Source organism: Pseudoalteromonas sp. P1-9 (assembly GCF_001399975.1).
Taxonomy (GTDB): Bacteria; Pseudomonadota; Gammaproteobacteria; order Enterobacterales; family Alteromonadaceae; genus Pseudoalteromonas.
In genome coordinates this window covers 17,189-33,914 of the sequence record NZ_LKBD01000025.1, presented here as the reverse complement: position 1 = coordinate 33,914, position 16,726 = coordinate 17,189, and the positions used below count along the sequence as shown (strand labels likewise).

Here is a 16,726-nt window from a genome sequence, read left to right as displayed (position 1 = left end):
ACTATGAGCGTAGACTTTGAACTCAATGAAATTCACTGGATGATGGATATGTTTAACACCATAGACGTCGGTTTGGTGGTGTTAGACAGAAAATACAATATTTGTGTTTGGAATGGCTTTATGGAAGCGCATTCCGGTTTGTTACCGAGTGCGGTAAAAGGCAAGGACGTATTTGATGCCTTCCCCGGTATTGATGAACCTTGGTTTCGTTCAAAAGCCGAATCGGTGTTTGTGTTAAAAACGCGCTCTTTCACCATTTGGGAACAGCATCCGTACATTTTTAAGTTTAAGAATTACCGACCAATCACTGGGAAAGCGGATTACATGTACCAAAATGGCACTCTTATTCCGCTGACGAACACCACAGGCGAAGTGTCTCACTTGTGCGTGATTATTTATGATGTGACTGATGAAGCGGTTAACAAACTAGAGCTTGAACAAGCGAACGCAAAACTAGAAGAATTAAGTCGAGTTGATAGGTTAACGAACCTTTATAACCGGGGTTTTTGGGAAGAAAGCTTTTCAAAAGAATTTAAGCGCCAGCAACGCAGCCAGGCAAAAAGTTGCTTGCTAATGTTCGATATTGATCACTTTAAAAAGATCAATGATTTATTTGGTCACCAAGGTGGCGATGCGGCGCTGTGTTTTGTGTCACAAACGTTGAAAAAAGTGCTGCGCGAGTCGGATGTTGCAGGGCGTTATGGCGGTGAAGAATTTGCTGTAACGTTAGTTGACACCGACTTAGATGGCGCCAAAGTATTTGCCGAACGCTTGCGTAAAACCATAGAAGATGCGGTGATCCATTACGAAGAGTCGGAAATCACGCTTACTATAAGCATAGGTATTGCGCAGTTTGATGGTAAATATACAAAATACGAACAGTGGATTGAAGACGCCGATAAAGCACTATATCGTTCAAAAGAAGCAGGGCGAAACACCATTAATGTGGCGTAATTCTGCAGGCTTAGCGTTAGCAAGTAAACATACTTACTAACGCTATTAGCTTACTTACTCAGCTAAAATACCCCAACCGTCGCCGTAGCCATTAAGCGGATTAGCAACCGATTCTAGGTAGTTCTCTAAATCAGTAATAAGCTGATGGTCTGGTACCATTTCAACACTCACTAACACTTCAAATACCCCCGTATCTGGGCACTTTTGTTGCTTGGTATTAGGTGCAAGATCGTCCTCGCTAATAACTTTGGCAAACTTATCTGCATCACTGACTTTTTCAAAAAGAATAAAGAAGTCGAGTGTATGTGTTTTGGTTAAATCGACACCTTCTTGGTGCATCTCGGCCAAAATTTGCCCATTGTCGTCTGTTGGAAAATCCATCAAGGTACTCACGTAATAATTTGTAGCGCTAAGTTTACTGCGTGCGTGAAACGGGGTAAATATGTAATCGTGAATGTTTTTGTTTATTCGCACATTTTGGCAGGTTAGAATAGGTACGGTTGATTTTTGACGTTCTATTTTATTCTCGTTGAGCGTGCTTTTATCACGGCCCTTTATGTGTTGCATTTTAAGTTCAGCGAGCGTCGACGAGCAACGGCTGATATGCGCTTAAAGAATCAATCGCTTCCGAATTCATGATTAAAATAAATTGAGTATAAATTGTTTCGCAGCATTATTATTTTTACAGTGTTATGTTTGTTCTCTTGTTCAGTATTGGCATCGCCAATTGTTTCGAGCATTACTGTAAAAACAGAAAACGACGGGCTAAAACGCAACGTCGAGTTATATTTAAATGAACTCAAACAACAGTCATTTTCTCCAAGCATCATTAAAAAAGCCAAAACGCTTACGCAAAATGCGTTAAAACCGTTTGGTTATTACTTACCGACCATTGACGTTAAAGCAGAAGATAACGGCGGGCAAGTACGCCTCGTTGTTAATGTCGATGCAAAAACGGTGACCCAAATTAGCCAGCTCGATATTCAGGTCTTTGGTGACGCTGCAAAGCAAAAAGAAATTAACGAACAGATAGCAAAACTTAACTTGGCGGTTGGTCAGGCGCTTAATCATAGCGCGTATGAAAAAGCAAAAAGCCAGATAAGCTCCGTGCTTTTCGAATATGGTTACTTTGACACAAAGTGGTTAAAGCACACTATTGAAGTGCGCCGTGGTACTTACAGCGCGGTTATTCGTTTACATGTGGATTCGGGAATTCGTTATAAATTTGGCCCTGTTGTGCTAGATAAAGAAATAAAAGCGTACGAGTTGGTGCACCGTTTAAATCCAATGGTTGTTAGTAATCCATATGATAACAACACGGTAACTGATTTTAATATTCAACTGTCAAATATGCCTTATTTTAAAAGTGTGCGTGTTTATCCCGATATTATTAACCGTGAAAATGGTGAGATCTCGGTTATCGTTCAATTGCTGCATAAACCTGAGAATAGTTTCGAGGTCGGTGGTGGTGTAAGCACTGACGATAACGGTTTAAAGTTACGGTTTAAATGGACTAAACCATGGATCAGCGAAAACGGCCATTACCTTGAAACCAACATTGAAGCTAGTCAAGTAGACCCACAAGCACGTATTAGCTATACCATTCCGGTGAACGATCCGAATAATGATGTTTGGCGTTTTGGCGCGGGTTATATTTATGACGATAATAAACTATCTCGAAAAGCAACGGTGCAAGCACAACGACAATGGCTTACAGAGAGTAATTGGATCCGTACCGCGTTTTTAAAGTATGAAATCGAAAATTACGAAATAGACAGCACGCATTATCACAGCAATATGGTACTGCCGGGCATTAGTTACGCAAGAAAACGTACGTTGGGTGGAACTACGCCATATTGGGGTGAGCAGTTATTAATTTCCACCGAATTTGCCAGTGAAAGCCTCGCATCCGATACAGATTTAGTAAAAGTGCAGTTATTAGGTCAACGCCTTACCACTTTTGCTGAGCGTCATCTGCTATTTGGCCGCATTAATATTGGCGCCATAATCACTGACGATATCAATGATGTGCCAATCTCGATGCGCTTCTTTGCTGGTGGTGATAAAAGCATTCGCGGTTATCGTTACGAGTCGGTGGCACCAAAAATTAATGATCAAGTTGTTGGTGGCCAGTACTTAGCCACTACCAGTGCCGAATATAACTATCGCTTTTTACCGAATTGGCGGGCCGCGTTATTTATTGACGCCGGTACTGCAACCAACGATTTCGAAGATAAAATTCAGGTAGGTACAGGCCTTGGTTTGCGCTGGTTAACGCCAATTGGCCCGGTGCGAATTGATTATGCCTTTGCTGTTACTGATGACACGCGTACCGGTCGCTTTAGTATTACGATAGGGCCAGAAATATGAGTGAAACAGCAAGTAAAACCACGCTAACGAAAACTGTTTTACGCGTGTTTCGTAACCTATTTTGGTCTTTGTTAGTAGCACTTATTGGATTAGTCGCGCTGGTATTCAGTGGTGTTGGTAATCAACTGATAGTGTATGGTGCAAACAAACTGGTGCCAAATCTTTCTATTTCCATGAAAGACGATCCTTTGTTACGCGGCGGTCAGTTTAGCGTTAATTATAAAAATGAACAGTTAGCGCTTACGTTAGTTAATGCGCAGCTTGATGTGCGTTTTTATAGTTGTGCGGCGATATGTGTGAAGCAGTTTAATGCGCAATCTGTTGCGGTTGAGTTAGCAGCAAATAAAAATACCCAAGAGCCTGATACGCAATCGCCACTTGGCAAAATAGAGCTGCCAATGTCGCTAGCGGTAAAAACATTTTCAATAAAATCATTTCGTTTCACCCAAGGCGAGTTGGTGCTTGATGTAATTGAGTTTTTTACCCAACTTAATGCGCAAAAGAGTGAACTGACCGTTGAACGCTTAGCAGTAAATAAGATTAAGTTAGCGTTGCCTACACAAGATAAAGAAACCAGTGCTACAAAAACAACATCGCCAATAACGATGCCAAAAATATCGCCACTGCACTTTGAAACCCCACTTGATTGGCAAATAAACGCGCTGCGTGTATCGCAATTTGAGCTAGTACAAGCAGATGTATCGCAAGTGATCCGCAATGTATCGCTGCAGGCAAAGCAGCAAGCAAGTGATTTAAATATTGTTCACTTTAGCCTTTATTATCAGGACATCAGTGCGGCACTGAAAGGTGCTTTATCATTAGCAAACCATAACCCAATAAGCTTAAACGCAACCGTTAAACATCCAAAGCACGCTATTAAGGCGAATCTTGAAGGTGATTTAAGTGCATTAACAATAAGCAGTGAATTAACGGGTTTATACAGTGCATCACTTAATGGCAGTGCATCGCTGCTGAATGAGCAATTACCGTTTGAACTGAACGTTTTATCAAAGCACTTAGAGCTAGTACAAGACGATAAAACAATCGCCGTAGATGATGTTAGCGTTAGTGCAACAGGCGATTTAACCGCTTTTGATTATAGTTTGAACACAAAGCTAAGTGTTACAGATATGCCAAAGCTTGCGATTGATGGTGAGGGCAAAGGTAACTTCTCTGAACTCAATATTGAACGCCTGAATATCAACAGTGAAAACAGTACATTAACACTCGCAGGTAAGGTCAATTGGCAACAAGGCGTTGATGCCTCTATTTCAGTATTATCTGAGAATATTAGCACTGAGGAATTTTTGCCTTCGGTTGCTTCTAATTTAGCGCTAAAAGGTGACTTGGCGGTACGCGCAAATGGTAACAAGTGGCAACTCGATATTCCGGAATTTGCAGTTGCCGGTCAAATAAACAATGCGCCTATCGATGCGATTGTTGCGATGAAAGTTGATGATAGCCTAAAAGCGTCAATATCTAAGTTACAGATTACCAGTGGCAAAAATCAATTAACGTTACATGGCGAAATAACAAAAGAGTGGGATATTTCAGGAAAGCTGAATTTAGTAAACCCCGATACGCTTGACCCAAGGCTGTCAGGACACGGAAACGCTGAGTTTAAAATTAGCGGCGAACTCGAAAAACCAAAAGCGCGCTGGCAAGCAAATTTAAAACAGTTGGCATTTGAAGAGTACCGAATTGATGCGCTAAGCAGTGAAGGCCATGTTGATGTTGCAAAAAATTATTTAAGTAAAATTGCATTTGATGCTAAAGGGATTTCACTTGATGATCAGCCTATTCATGCGGTTTCTGTTTCGATAGAGGGTGATTTAAAGCAACATTTGGCTAAGCTATCGTTAGAATCTGAAACATTAAATGCAAAATCACACATTAACGGTGGTTTAATCAATAACCAATATACTGGTAGCTTAAATAAGCTGGCGCTTAAAAATCAAACAATCAATTTAACTAATCAGCAAGCGATAGATTTCAGTTATCACGTAAACTCTGGCCAAGTTAATGTTAGCGAACATTGCTGGCAAGGTACGAATACAGCCTTTTGTTTAAAACCGCTAACGGCATCGGCCGAGCAAGGTGAATTATCGTTAGCATTAACGCACTTCGATCTTTCTGTATTAACGTTAGCGCTTCCTAAAAGCATAACGCCTGCAGGACAATTAGTCGGCCATTTAGATGCACGCTGGCAAAATGGCAAATTATTGAGTTTAAATAGTGAGATCAAATCCAGCGACGTTAATTTTGCAATCAACGAAAGCTTTATTAAAACGCAAGTGCCAATCGAACAGTTTTATTTTAACGCTAAGGCGGACCAAAAAAACGTAACGTTAGACGCAAACTTAACATCGTCCGTGCTGGGTAACATTATCAGTGATATCGATATTACAGATGTGACCGGAAAACGTGCGTTAACAGGCAAAATACAATTACAAGCGCTCGACTTTAGTAATTTAACCGGCTTTAGCCAGCAAATTGATAAGCTCGACGGTGAACTTAATGCCGATGTTACCTTATCAGGCAGCGCGTTTTCGCCACAAGTAAACGGAAAACTAGCTCTACAAGGGCTTGCGTTTCTCGCGCCATGGACACCATTGAGCATTGAACAAGGCAATATGGCTATAAACTTTAATGATCACAGTGCTAATGTCAACGGCGAATTATTTGATAGCAATAAAGGCAGTTTAGCGCTTGATGGCCAAGCAAATTGGCAAGGCGAACTGAGTGCGAGCGCTAATATTAAAGGCAATGGTTTTAAAATCGCCCTTGAGCCTAATTTGTGGTTTGCAATATCGCCAAATATTAATATGACCTATGAACAACAGTTCGCCAATATATCAGGGCAAGTGCGTGTCGTTGATGGCCGCATTAAAGTAAAAGAATTACCTGAAGGTGCTGTAAGCGTTTCCGATGATGAAGTTATTGTTGATGCTGCTAAACAAACAAAGAAACCGTTACCAATTCGCTACGGCATCGGCCTTTCAGTTGTCATTGATGACAATGTGCGTATTGATTCATTTGGTTTACGTTCAAAGTTAAAGGGCGATGTGCTGTTTAAACAAGTAGGCGATACGCCGCTGATTGCAACGGGTGAAGTAGCGTTATTAGAAGGTTACTATCGCGGGTTAGGGCAAGAGCTGCACATCGAAAAAGGGCAAATCGCCTTTAATGGTGCGGTTGATAAACCACTATTAAATGTGAGAGCAATTCGTAACCCCGACCTTACTGAAGACGGTGTTATTGCTGGCATAAAACTTACAGGTGGTGTTGAACAGCCGCGCCTTGAAGTATTTTCAGATCCCAAGATGGATCAAGCCATGGCGCTGTCTTATTTGTTGTCAGGGCGTCCACTTAGCGATTCTAATTCATCGAGTGATGGCATGTTAACCCAGCTCTTATTATCGCGCGGTCTTGCGCGTGGTGAGGGCAGTATTACAAAAATTGGTGAAGCAATCGGTATCGAAGATGTATCGTTATCATCGCGCGGCAGTGGTGAAGAAACCAAAGTAGAGATTTCAGGTTATGTCGCGCCTGGCATTCAAGTGCGATACAGTATTGGTATATTTGATTCGATGAGCGAAGTTGCAGTGCGCTATCAATTACTACCAAAGCTGTATATTGAAGCGATTAGTGGCCTAAATGACTCGCTCGATATTTTATATAAATTTGATTGGGACTAATAATGATAAGAAAAACCCTAGTATCGCTGATTGTCGGTACGTTGGCCGTTACCAGCACAGCAAGCCAAAGCAATGATAAGCCATTATCACCTGCCAAAGTGATAGCACAATCAAGCCAAAATGAATGGCGTGCGCTCGATTTAGAAAACACGTTAATACTATCGCTAAACACTGGCGATGTAGTAATTGAGCTCAACCCGTTGCTTGCTCCTAATCACGTTACTAACTTTAAAAAGTTAGTACGGGAAGGATTTTATAAAGACTTAAATATTTATCGTTTTGTCGAAGGCTTTGTTGCGCAAGGTGGTGATATTTCAGAAAAGAAACAGCCAAAAGCAGCTAGCAAATCCATCGCCGCGGAATTTATAAAAACAACACAAAAACCCATTACAATACAGCTTGTGGATACACAAGATGGTTATGCTGATAAAACTGGCTTTTTAAATGGTTTTGCTGTGGCGCAAAACGCGGCGGGCACTCAAACATGGCAAACTCACTGTATTGGCAATTTTGCGATGGCGAGAGGCAACGAGCTGGATAGTGGCGGTACAGAGTTTTACGTGATTTTGGGCAATCACCGTTATTTAGATTTAAATATCACATCGTTTGGACGCGTTGTAACGGGTATTGAGCATATTCAACGGCTAGATAGAAAACCAAAAACGACTATTGAAGATGTTAGCTTTAATCCAATTCGCAATTTTGTTGTCGCAGCAGATTTAAGCGATTCGCCAGCACATAATATTGAAGTGATGAAAACCAACAGTGATAGTTTTAAGCTGTATATTGAATCACGACGCAATCGCCCGGAGCCTTGGTTTCACCACCAAGCAAATTACATCGATGTCTGTGGCTTAAACGTGCCTAAGCGCGCAAAAACCACAGAAAAATAACGATAGTTTAAGTAACCGCTTATTGGCGGTTACTTTTTAACTTAAATTGCGTTGTCGAAAAATCGGTAGAGCGATACGGGTTGATATCTAAACCACCACGACGCGTATAGCGTGCAAATACTTCAAGTTGTGTCATCGAAAACTTATTCTGAATATCGCAAAACAAGCGCTCGACACATTGTTCGTGAAATTCGTTATGATTTCTAAATGAAATAAGGTATTTGAGCAAACTCTCATGGCATATTTTTTTGCCGGTATAGCGGATCACCACTGATGCCCAATCTGGCTGTGATGTGATCAAGCAGTTAGATTTTAATAAATGGCTATACAGTGTCTCAGTCACAATCTCATTGCTCGCATCGGCCTTGAGTAGCTCGGTATTGAGATCGTATTCACTTACTTCAATATCTAAATCATCTAAACAGGTGCCAGTAAACGGTGTTGGCATTAAGCAATCAAAATCGTCGGCATTAAACAGTTTTACAACCACATCGCAATTTGCCGCTTTAGATAAATCGCTGGTTAGAATTTGCTGAACTTGCGCCATAGAATCAAACTTAGTTTGGTTAAAGCTGTTTAAATACAGCTTAAATGATTTTGATTCAATAATATGACTGCTGGTGGCTGGGAAAATGAACTCAGCAACGGCTACGACTGGCCTACCTTTTTGATTTAACCAAGAAAGCTCATAGCCTGTCCATGTATCTTCGCCTTTAAATGGCAATGCACTTTCATCGATATTTAAATCGTCGCGATTAAGTTTTCGTGCAATGGGAAACAGTAACGACGCATCGTAATTGTCTTTATATTCGGTTTGTTGTCCGAGTAATGCACCTTTTAATTCAGGCGCGTCTTGGTAATGTGACATAATCAGATTAAAATCGGTAAAATAATTAACTATTGTAACGAATAAATTGGGCAAAGGCAGTATGTCAATTAGCGAAAACTTACAACGCGTGTACACGGAAATTACGCAATTAGCAAAGCAGAAAACAGGGCAGGCACCACGCGTGTTTCACGATAGGGATTGGCCAAGTCCATGTGAAATACCAAATAGTGTCGAAAATGAATCGGTTGCTTGGCAGCAAGTGGCGCAAAACGGTAATATGCAGGCGTTAGAAAAAGCCCTTGAAACACAATTTCCGGCGGCACTTCAGGCTTATTTTAGCAGCTTTTACAGCGATAATTTATTTGCCAGTTATCAGGACCATAATCTTTGTTTGTTGCAAGCTTGGAGCGAACAAGACTTTGATCGCTTACAGCAAAATATTACCGGCCATGTGCTTATGAAGCGTCGGTTAAAACAGGCTGATACGGTGTTTTTTGCAACCTGTGAAGAAGATGATTTGTTACTTGTAATGAAATTAGAGGATGCAAGTATCTGGCTTGAATACCTAGGCAAAGAACCCCATCATAAATTAGCAGACTCCATGGAAGCATTTTTAGCTGACTGCAAGGGTCTCTACTACACGCAATAACGTGTAATACCAAGGTTATTAATTATCTGATTTTGTTTTCGATCAAAAGCATCATCACGTACGTTAAAAAATTCTGATGTTGCACAGTGAAAAGTCACATTTTTCACTTTGTTGCAGAATGTTTTTTTGTCGAAGTTAAAAAGTGGTAGTTACTATAATAAGGCGCGCTTTGCGCCTTATAGAAGTATTGACGTTACTGAAAGTCCCACGAAATATTAGAGACTAGCTCACAGGTATCACAGCGAAAATCAAACAAGCCAAACCATGGCTCTTCTAAGCGCCAATCACAGTTACATTTCGGACATTTACGCGACAACTCTTGCTCTTTTGATAATCCGCCCACTCGATATAAATAGTAATACACCGGTTTTTTCGTAAGGAAGCGAATGCGCTTTGATAAATCCATACCGCGTCTGAAAAGGTCACTATCAATATCGGCTAATTCTTTAATTGCTGCAAATTCGCAGCGTGTTGCACCATTGATTTGAATTTGGTCGCAAGCTTGCCAATCTTCTTGCCACTTTAACAGAGCTTTAAAGTCACCATTGGCAACCGCGGGCACTTTATAGAGTGGTACGGGCATAAAGTCGTCACCACAGTAAAGCGGGCTACAGGTGTGCAAATAGGTAGTATATAAAATATAGCTTGATGGCGATGAACAAGCGTCAGAGCCATTAGAATGAATATCTTGCCCAATTACTTTTACTTTCGGCTGTAATAGGCCAGCTTCATTGAGTTTCTCTAAGCTAAATTTTACAAATGGACTGTGATTTAATGGATGCAGTGCGTCTTCTTCTGGGCACATAACACGGGTAATAAAAAAGCCATCTTTTAGTGTTGTTGGAAATTCTTCCCCAATAATTTGGCCATTAAAGCGCAGTGCATTAACTAAACGCACTATGGCTTGTTCAGCCGCATCGAGAGTGGTGTCTTGATAGCAATCAAAGGTAAGGTCGACAATGTACATAGGATTATTTATTTTCTAGCAGGGATAACAACTTATCGAGCTTAGCTTCGATACGATCGAGTTGCGTTTGCGACGCACTTGAGGTTTGTTCTGGCTGTTGCACTTGCTTTAGTGTTTGACGTTCGAATTCACTTGGGTTTTGTTTATAACGTGCAAGCACATCAATAATGATAGGCATTGGCACCGGTTGAGGTAAATTTGCTTTTACGAGTGCAACATTGGGTTGCTTGTTGGTAGCTAATAGCTTACTGATAGTTGCGATGACGATATCTTGCATAAATGTGCCCTTTTAAAACCATTGGGCAATTTTACTGTAATCTAACGGAGCAGGCTATCGAGTTGATCGATAATTTCGCACCAATCAGCATCTTGCTCGATTGATTCTTTAATAAAGCTCGCTTGGCTTTGGCTCCAAAATGGCGCATCGGCAAGTATTAGGCTTGGGGAAATTTTATGGGTAGCGATAAATTGTTCAATCGCTTCATCTGTTGAATCGAGCCCAAGCGGTGAAAACAGATCATTCATTGCATGCGAACCTGATTCCATATTATTGCTCCTATGTTTGCTAAAGAAGATTGTTTTAACGCTATAACTATAGAATAGCTCAAATAATGTGCTAACTTGAAGTGTGAACAATAATAATAAAGGAAGATATTATGGCCGATGAAACATTAGCAACCCTAGCGTTAGATACCGAATTAAAAGCCAGCTATTTAACCGCGGAAGACTGTAAAATCGCAGCAAGTGTATTGTATCAAGCGTATCACGATGATGAGTTATTTCAGCAAATCTTGGGATACGATAAAGCAAATAAAGGTGCATACGAAAAAAAACTCCGCTTATTAATACGTGAAGAGCTAGCCAGCTTTTGGCAAACCCATCAGCACATTATCGGCGTATTTGCTGGTGACAATTTGCTCGCAGTTAGCTGTGTGCAAAAAGCCAATGATGCTTTAGCTGCGGACAGAGTATGGCACTGGCGCTTAAAATTAATGCTCAACACCGGGGTATTATCTACCAATCAGCTTATCGAAAAAGAAAAAGCAATCCACCAAGCCGTCGCAAGCTTCGCTAACTGCTGCTTTATTAGCTTATTTGCAGTCGATCCTCATGTGCAACACCAAGGTATTGGCCGCTATTTATTAAGGGCAATTGATGATGTTGTTAAATCTGATGGGGTGCACGCAAGTGCGGTGTTTATTACACGGGAACGTTTTCACGATTTATTTATAAGTGAAGGATACCAAGGTGAAACTGACCTTACATTTACTAAAGTGTCAGGAAAACTGTTTGTTAAGCAAAAGGGCTAAGTCGCTTTCTGACAAATAGTGTGTAGGAAATATCTCACAATGATGTGAGTTTGTGATGCTTTAAATGCTGTAAATAGCACTTATTTTCATTTAACTCTATGTAATACAAGAAAAATTATAATATGTATAAAAGATTAATAAATTTAGAATCAATTTACCTCATTACATTAGTCACAAATTCTCACTATTATTAATATCAACAAGGAAGCAAACATACAGGAAGTATGTTTTATGCCAAGGAATGGAATTTAGGCATAGATACAGGGCGTATCAAGGGAGCAAAGGACAAGGATGCAAGGATGGCGGTGCACTAAATGAGTTAGTGTTTTGCAAAGATGCAAAAGGGATAAACGCAGGAGCGTTTCAAGGATGGTTTAGGAAAAACCAAAATACAGGGAAAGGCTAGGAGCAAAGAGGACACCTCAGGATGAGGGTAGGAATTGGGACAAGGATAGCTAGGGAAGCATGGATTGGTTTCCTTCAATGGATGAGAAATGGATGTGCGAAAGCATAAATGGTGATGGATAACCGAGGAAAAATGGATGTTTTTTCGAATTTGAGGCGCGGCATTATGTTGCGCCTTAGCTTTTTCTGACGTACTAAAAATTAGTTTATTTTATGTGGCGGCACATCAACACTAATTACTTTGTCATTTTCTAAATTAACCACGCCATTGTAACTGTCCTCGCCATTACTCGAAAACTCCCAAACAAAAGTTGATTTAAGCCCTGGTTTTCCATTTTTTAAAATACCAACACGCTTTTTGGTACACGCAATACTAAGAAACTGTACATTCAGTTTTTCACTATGGCGATTGGCATATTCTCTTGCACTTTCAGCAGCTTGTCGGTCAAGCCAAAATAAGTAGATCACTGTTGCAACAGCCAGAATAAGCCAAATTGACGCCATATCGTTACCTAATAATTATTGTTGAAATAGTTTTCCAATTGCACGCGAAAGGGCTTCGCTTCTATTTTGCATTCGGATCATTGCTAACATATGAGGGCGTAAACTTGGAATTGCAACAAGATCAGCAAATATGCCAGCAAAAACATCTTGGTCGTGCTCTGATGCTAGGTAATCCATAAGAGCGACAACATGGTTTTCGAGCACATGCCAGCAGCGCCCTGTAAGCGTTAACACGACATCAAGGTTAAGCAAGGTTGGTGTCGTTACTAATATTGCGACAGCACGTTCTAAAATACCCGTGGCAGAAGTATTAGACATCATGCGTAAGTAGTTAATGATATTTTCACTGTTTTGTTGTTTAACGGCGTTTTCAAACTGAACGTACAAAGCTTCGGTTAAAGTAACCGAAATTGCACTGTGTTCAAGGGTTGCAGCCAATGAATTAACAACGGGCTGTGGTAACTGATCTAATGCTTTTATTAAGTTGTCTTGATTGGGATCAGTTAAGCGCATTGAAAAATCAGCGATGCCTTGTAAGCCAAGTTGCTGCCATTCATTAAAACCGAGCTTACCGCTAAAATAAAGTTCTACATGTTCATAGTAGGCTGATGCGCTTTGTTTTAGTTCTTTTTTAATAATGGCATTAAACGCCGCGAGTTTATTTGCGTTTGGTGTAAATACATACGGGTTATTATCGAGCTGGCTTTGCGCTTCATCATTGCCCGTAAGTTGATTTCCAAGTGCCTCGATTACCATTGATGAAAAATGATTGCGGCTTGCTTGAACTAGTTTACTTTGTTCGTCGAGCGGCATTTTCAAAAACCAAATGTAGGGCGTTTCTGTCTCGTGGCTATTCCAAAATTGAATCGCTAAAAACGCATGTTGTTGCAGTGGAAATGGATAGGGGATTTGATTATTTTCTATTTGCGAAAATGTTTGCTTATCAATTTTTTGAATACGGCGACCCATATCAAAAACGCGCCATGTGGTGCCTGCATTATCAAGAAGTTCGCCAAGGCTTGAGATAGTGTGTTGCATTAATAATTATCCATTCGAGCATTTTGCTCATTATACAATGAAAAGCAGCGAAGTTTTGATAAAATACGTGAATAGCTAAGTAATATAACACCGATATGATCATTCAACTGCTCGACGAATTAAGTGACACGCTAAAAGTACATCAGCTGTGGTCAAACACACCACCAAATACTGCAGCATTCGCATCTACCGCGCCATTTTGTTATGACACAATGCGGTTTGAACAATGGTTACAATTTGTATTTATTATCAAAATGAAACAACTTATTGCTGCAAATCAGCCGCTGCCAAAAGGAGCCAATATTACGCCGATGGCAGAGCAAATGTTAGGCGATTATCCAAAAGTGATTGATGTAATTAAAAAAATAGATAAGGCGCTTAATTAATGTTTGGTGAATTACCGATTTTATATCGTGACGAACACTTCATTGCGATTGATAAACCGTCTGGTTTATTGGTGCATCGCTCTTTTTTAGATAAACGCGAAACTCATTTTGCGATGCAGATGTTACGCGACCAAATTGATCAACATGTGTTTCCACTTCATAGGTTAGACAGGCCTACATCTGGCGTGTTGTTATTTGGTTTAAGTAGTGATGTTGCACGTACCGCAAGTTCACTTTTTTCGGAGCATAAGATCAGCAAGCGATACTTAGCGTTAACACGCGGGTTTGCGCCAGAATCGTTGCATGTGGATCATGCACTCAAATATAAACACGACAAGATTGCCGATAAGTTTGCCGATAAAGAAAAACCAGCGCAAGAAGCACAAACCGACTTTAAGTGTTTGCACCAAGCTGTGATCAATAAGCCACTTGGTAAGTTTCCGACGGTGCGTTATTCACTGGTAGAGTGTTTACCAAAAACCGGCCGTAAGCACCAAATTAGGCGTCATTTAAACCATATCAATCACCCCATCTTGAATGATGCAAATTACGGTGACAACAAGCAGAATCATTTTTTCCAGCAAGAATTTGACTTAAATCGCTTGATGTTGTTTGCTAAAGAACTCACTTTTGAGCATCCTTTTAGTAAGCAGACTATTCATATTGAGGCCTCGATTGGCGAGCCGGAACTTGAATTATTTAAGCGCTTAGGCTGGCCAGATAAAGAACAAGATTATCGGTTGCTAAAATAACATCTGTTTGCCTAAACTGTTTTAGTGCCAGCTTTATTAATTTGTGATTAAGTTAACTACCTTATTTGCAAGGTTAAAGATGTGAGGCGTTACAGATTAATGAAGTTGGTTTAGGGAACTAACGCTAGGAGAGAAAATGGCAAATATTAAGTGTTTCATTGGTACCGTTTACGGGGGGGCAGAAGCCCTTGGTGAACAACTAGAGCCAATTGCGCAGTCAAAAGGGCATGGATTTGAACTCTATAACTCAGGCAGTGTTGCTGATTTTGTCTCAAGTGATGTGATTTTGGTAGTTACTTCAACAACCGGGCAGGGGGATATTCCTTTTGAACTTGAATCTTTGTATTTGGCCCTTAAGTCGGAGTTTCCGCTAATTTCTGATAAGCCATTTGCTGTGATTGCAATGGGAGACAGTAGTTATGGGGAAACTTACTGTGGCGCTGGCAGAAAATTTAGAGAATTACTCATTGAGTTGCAAGGCAATGAAGTGTTAGAGATGTTGAAGGTTGATGCGAGCGAACACTTTGATCCTTTGCCAGTAGCAGCGCCTTGGTTTAACTCACTGCTCGAAGCATTAGATAATTAATGTTGGTTAAAAGATAAAAAAAGCGGCATATTTGCCGCTTTTTTTATTCTTTCTCTTCAAAGGCTGCTTTTTCTTCGGCAAGCTCTTCTTTTAGCTTTCTAATTTTAAGTCCTAATTCTTGACCACGATAGCGAGCATAGTATGTACAACCAATAAACATACAACTGGCAAAAAGCAGTTCAAGCAAAACAAAAATCATTTCATTTTGTGCTACCCACAAGGACGTAAAACCATGCAAAAAGTAGATAATGACAATAAAGTTAGCCCAAGCGTAAGTGTAAGGTTTATCTTGAATAATGCCTTTGAGCGCTAGTAATAAAGGCACAATGTAAAGGCCAATAACGAACCCTGTACTGTAACCTTCACGTGGTGATAATCCAAGTAACCAGGTTGGCATTAAAATTAATAACCCAATGTAACCGAATAGCGCAATTTTTTGGTAGCGCTTTGTAATTGCTTGTTTCTCTATTTTACTCATTGTAATTGCTTAATTAGTTTAGCGAGTCGATTGCCGACACTTTGGCAAATGGCGATTTCGTCCTGACTTAAATTACTTGAATTTGTAAGCCCAGATACATGGCTTGCACCGTACGGAGTACCGCCAGTTTGTGTGGCAGACAACGCTGGTACATCGTAGGGTACGCCGCATAACAGCATGCCGTGATGCAATAGAGGCAATGCCATTGACAGTAATGTTGATTCATTACCGCCATGTTGACTGCTTGATGACGTAAATACAGCAGCGGGCTTATCAATCAGTTGACCGGCTAGCCATAAATCACTGGTGGTTTCCCAAAACTGTTTAGCTGGTGAGGCCATCATGCCAAACCGTGTTGGACTACCAAAGGCAAGGCCCGCACAATTTTTTAAATCGTCAATGGTCACAACTAGGTCGTCAGAATCATCACTGAAACAGCGAATTTTTACGTCGATGCCAGAGTGTTGTGCTGCGTCGCTGATCTCGTACGCCATATTTTTTACTGAATCGGTACGAGAGTGATACAGCACTAATAAATAAGACATTAGATAATTGCAAGCACGCTTTCAGGTGGACGGCCAATTGCTGCTTTGCCATTATTGATAACGATTGGGCGCTCAATTAATTTTGGATTCGCAACCATTGCATCAATTAACGCGTCTTCGCTTGTTTCATCTTTTAGATTAAGCTCTTTGTAAATTGTTTCTTTGGTGCGCATTAATTGACGCGCAGAATCAAAGTTTAATAAGGATAAAAGTTGCTTAATATCGTCTGCATTTGGCACGTCTTTTAAATATTCAACAATCTCAGGAGAAACAGCATTTTCTTCAAGCAATGCAAGAGTTTCACGCGACTTTGAACAGCGTGGATTGTGAAAAATTTTAACAGTCATAGGATTCTCAAATCT

At 40.5% G+C, this 16,726-nt stretch carries 19 protein-coding genes; 9 read left to right on the top strand and 10 right to left on the bottom strand.

All coding sequences use genetic code 11. The annotated features are described in order from the left end of the window. The first annotated feature begins 3 nt into the window (after positions 1-3). Positions 4-954, top strand: a complete 951-nt coding sequence (locus AN214_RS14750; RefSeq protein ID WP_054980427.1) for a diguanylate cyclase — start codon at positions 4-6, stop codon at positions 952-954. 54 nt (positions 955-1,008) lie between these two features. Here the strand turns inward: AN214_RS14750 and AN214_RS14745 are convergent, their stop codons facing one another. Then, positions 1,009-1,335, bottom strand: a complete 327-nt coding sequence (locus AN214_RS14745; RefSeq protein ID WP_010559848.1) for a ribonuclease E inhibitor RraB — start codon at positions 1,333-1,335, stop codon at positions 1,009-1,011. A 315-nt stretch (positions 1,336-1,650) separates the two neighbouring features. Here AN214_RS14745 and AN214_RS14740 point away from each other — a divergent pair, with 315 nt between their 5' ends. The 3 genes from AN214_RS14740 to AN214_RS14730 are packed head-to-tail and all read left to right on the top strand — an operon-like array spanning position 1,651 to position 7,915. After that, a complete protein-coding gene (locus tag AN214_RS14740; protein ID WP_152960779.1) occupies positions 1,651-3,324 on the top strand; it encodes an autotransporter assembly complex family protein in 1,674 nt (557 codons plus the stop codon). After that, positions 3,321-7,022 carry a translocation/assembly module TamB domain-containing protein gene (locus tag AN214_RS14735; protein ID WP_054980425.1) on the top strand — a complete coding sequence of 1,234 codons (3,702 nt, stop codon included), beginning with the start codon at positions 3,321-3,323 and terminating at the stop codon, positions 7,020-7,022. The genes AN214_RS14740 and AN214_RS14735 overlap by 4 nt, the downstream gene beginning before the upstream one ends. A 2-nt stretch (positions 7,023-7,024) precedes the next feature. Next, on the top strand, positions 7,025-7,915 hold the full coding sequence (locus AN214_RS14730) for a peptidylprolyl isomerase (RefSeq protein ID WP_054980424.1): 891 nt from the start codon (positions 7,025-7,027) through the stop codon (positions 7,913-7,915). Positions 7,916-7,934: 19 nt separating this feature from the next. On the opposite strand, the gene queF is transcribed toward AN214_RS14730, so the two are convergent. Further along, positions 7,935-8,783 carry an NADPH-dependent 7-cyano-7-deazaguanine reductase QueF gene (queF, locus tag AN214_RS14725; RefSeq protein ID WP_054980423.1) on the bottom strand — a complete coding sequence of 283 codons (849 nt, stop codon included), beginning with the start codon at positions 8,781-8,783 and terminating at the stop codon, positions 7,935-7,937. A gap of 61 nt (positions 8,784-8,844) precedes the next feature. On the opposite strand from queF, the gene syd reads away from it, so the two are divergent. Then, positions 8,845-9,393 carry a SecY-interacting protein gene (syd, locus tag AN214_RS14720; RefSeq protein ID WP_152960778.1) on the top strand — a complete coding sequence of 183 codons (549 nt, stop codon included), beginning with the start codon at positions 8,845-8,847 and terminating at the stop codon, positions 9,391-9,393. A 193-nt stretch (positions 9,394-9,586) separates the two neighbouring features. Here syd and AN214_RS14715 read toward each other — a convergent pair whose 3' ends face one another. Genes AN214_RS14715 through AN214_RS14705 form a run of 3 tightly spaced genes read right to left on the bottom strand, consistent with a single transcriptional unit; the run spans position 9,587 to position 10,906 of the window. After that, the gene (locus AN214_RS14715; RefSeq protein WP_054980421.1) at positions 9,587-10,360 is read right to left on the bottom strand and encodes a Zn-ribbon-containing protein; all 774 of its coding nucleotides are present in this window, start codon (positions 10,358-10,360) and stop codon (positions 9,587-9,589) included. Positions 10,361-10,364: 4 nt separating this feature from the next. Continuing rightward, a complete protein-coding gene (locus AN214_RS14710; RefSeq protein WP_054980420.1) occupies positions 10,365-10,637 on the bottom strand; it encodes a hypothetical protein in 273 nt (90 codons plus the stop codon). A 41-nt stretch (positions 10,638-10,678) separates the two neighbouring features. Continuing rightward, a complete protein-coding gene (locus AN214_RS14705) occupies positions 10,679-10,906 on the bottom strand; it encodes a DUF2789 domain-containing protein (RefSeq protein WP_054980419.1) in 228 nt (75 codons plus the stop codon). A gap of 110 nt (positions 10,907-11,016) precedes the next feature. Here AN214_RS14705 and AN214_RS14700 point away from each other — a divergent pair, with 110 nt between their 5' ends. Beyond that, positions 11,017-11,670, top strand: a complete 654-nt coding sequence (locus AN214_RS14700) for a GNAT family N-acetyltransferase (RefSeq protein WP_054980418.1) — start codon at positions 11,017-11,019, stop codon at positions 11,668-11,670. A gap of 606 nt (positions 11,671-12,276) precedes the next feature. Here AN214_RS14700 and AN214_RS14695 read toward each other — a convergent pair. Together AN214_RS14695 and AN214_RS14690 are read right to left on the bottom strand one after the other, a co-directional pair. Beyond that, positions 12,277-12,579 (bottom strand): DUF3301 domain-containing protein, encoded by a 303-nt coding sequence (locus AN214_RS14695; protein WP_054980417.1) that lies wholly within the window; start codon positions 12,577-12,579, stop codon positions 12,277-12,279. 15 nt (positions 12,580-12,594) lie between these two features. Next, a complete protein-coding gene (locus tag AN214_RS14690) occupies positions 12,595-13,617 on the bottom strand; it encodes a DUF3549 family protein (RefSeq protein ID WP_054980416.1) in 1,023 nt (340 codons plus the stop codon). Positions 13,618-13,712: 95 nt separating this feature from the next. Between AN214_RS14690 and AN214_RS14685 the strand changes: the two genes are divergently transcribed. From AN214_RS14685 to AN214_RS14675, 3 genes are all read left to right on the top strand, one after another. After that, entirely contained in the window at positions 13,713-14,003 is a 291-nt protein-coding gene (locus tag AN214_RS14685; RefSeq protein WP_054980415.1) for a YqcC family protein, read from the top strand. Next, entirely contained in the window at positions 14,003-14,755 is a 753-nt protein-coding gene (gene truC / locus AN214_RS14680) for a tRNA pseudouridine(65) synthase TruC (RefSeq protein WP_054980414.1), read from the top strand. Before AN214_RS14685 ends, truC begins: the two co-directional genes overlap by 1 nt. Before the next feature lie 136 nt (positions 14,756-14,891). Further along, positions 14,892-15,341: a flavodoxin domain-containing protein gene (locus AN214_RS14675; protein ID WP_054980413.1), complete on the top strand. Its 450-nt coding sequence runs from the start codon at positions 14,892-14,894 to the stop codon at positions 15,339-15,341. 43 nt (positions 15,342-15,384) lie between these two features. Here AN214_RS14675 and AN214_RS14670 read toward each other — a convergent pair whose 3' ends face one another. The 3 genes from AN214_RS14670 to arsC are packed head-to-tail and all read right to left on the bottom strand — an operon-like array spanning position 15,385 to position 16,711. Then, complete coding sequence (locus AN214_RS14670; RefSeq protein ID WP_054980412.1) at positions 15,385-15,819, bottom strand: DUF2069 domain-containing protein; 435 nt, start codon at positions 15,817-15,819, stop codon at positions 15,385-15,387. Further along, on the bottom strand, positions 15,816-16,364 hold the full coding sequence (locus AN214_RS14665) for an NAD(P)H-dependent oxidoreductase (protein ID WP_054980411.1): 549 nt from the start codon (positions 16,362-16,364) through the stop codon (positions 15,816-15,818). The genes AN214_RS14670 and AN214_RS14665 overlap by 4 nt, the downstream gene beginning before the upstream one ends. After that, a complete protein-coding gene (arsC, locus tag AN214_RS14660) occupies positions 16,364-16,711 on the bottom strand; it encodes an arsenate reductase (glutaredoxin) (RefSeq protein WP_054980410.1) in 348 nt (115 codons plus the stop codon). The genes AN214_RS14665 and arsC overlap by 1 nt, the downstream gene beginning before the upstream one ends. Positions 16,712-16,726 lie beyond the last annotated feature (15 nt).

Excerpts from the sequence above, each read along its gene's own strand:
- AN214_RS14705 (WP_054980419.1), bottom strand. The coding sequence starts at position 10,906 with ATGGAATCAGGTTCGCATGCAATGAATGATCTGTTTTCACCGCTTGGG.
- syd (WP_152960778.1), top strand. The coding sequence starts at position 8,845 with ATGTCAATTAGCGAAAACTTACAACGCGTGTACACGGAAATTACGCAA.
- AN214_RS14695 (WP_054980417.1), bottom strand. The coding sequence starts at position 12,579 with ATGGCGTCAATTTGGCTTATTCTGGCTGTTGCAACAGTGATCTACTTA.
- AN214_RS14745 (WP_010559848.1), bottom strand. The coding sequence starts at position 1,335 with ATGGATTTTCCAACAGACGACAATGGGCAAATTTTGGCCGAGATGCAC.
- AN214_RS14735 (WP_054980425.1), top strand. The coding sequence starts at position 3,321 with ATGAGTGAAACAGCAAGTAAAACCACGCTAACGAAAACTGTTTTACGC.
- AN214_RS14700 (WP_054980418.1), top strand. The coding sequence starts at position 11,017 with ATGGCCGATGAAACATTAGCAACCCTAGCGTTAGATACCGAATTAAAA.
- truC (WP_054980414.1), top strand. The coding sequence starts at position 14,003 with ATGTTTGGTGAATTACCGATTTTATATCGTGACGAACACTTCATTGCG.
- AN214_RS14715 (WP_054980421.1), bottom strand. The coding sequence starts at position 10,360 with ATGTACATTGTCGACCTTACCTTTGATTGCTATCAAGACACCACTCTC.
- AN214_RS14730 (WP_054980424.1), top strand. The coding sequence starts at position 7,025 with ATGATAAGAAAAACCCTAGTATCGCTGATTGTCGGTACGTTGGCCGTT.
- AN214_RS14675 (WP_054980413.1), top strand. The coding sequence starts at position 14,892 with ATGGCAAATATTAAGTGTTTCATTGGTACCGTTTACGGGGGGGCAGAA.
- AN214_RS14690 (WP_054980416.1), bottom strand. The coding sequence starts at position 13,617 with ATGCAACACACTATCTCAAGCCTTGGCGAACTTCTTGATAATGCAGGC.
- AN214_RS14750 (WP_054980427.1), top strand. The coding sequence starts at position 4 with ATGAGCGTAGACTTTGAACTCAATGAAATTCACTGGATGATGGATATG.
- AN214_RS14670 (WP_054980412.1), bottom strand. The coding sequence starts at position 15,819 with ATGAGTAAAATAGAGAAACAAGCAATTACAAAGCGCTACCAAAAAATT.
- arsC (WP_054980410.1), bottom strand. The coding sequence starts at position 16,711 with ATGACTGTTAAAATTTTTCACAATCCACGCTGTTCAAAGTCGCGTGAA.
- AN214_RS14665 (WP_054980411.1), bottom strand. The coding sequence starts at position 16,364 with ATGTCTTATTTATTAGTGCTGTATCACTCTCGTACCGATTCAGTAAAA.
- queF (WP_054980423.1), bottom strand. The coding sequence starts at position 8,783 with ATGTCACATTACCAAGACGCGCCTGAATTAAAAGGTGCATTACTCGGA.
- AN214_RS14710 (WP_054980420.1), bottom strand. The coding sequence starts at position 10,637 with ATGCAAGATATCGTCATCGCAACTATCAGTAAGCTATTAGCTACCAAC.
- AN214_RS14685 (WP_054980415.1), top strand. The coding sequence starts at position 13,713 with ATGATCATTCAACTGCTCGACGAATTAAGTGACACGCTAAAAGTACAT.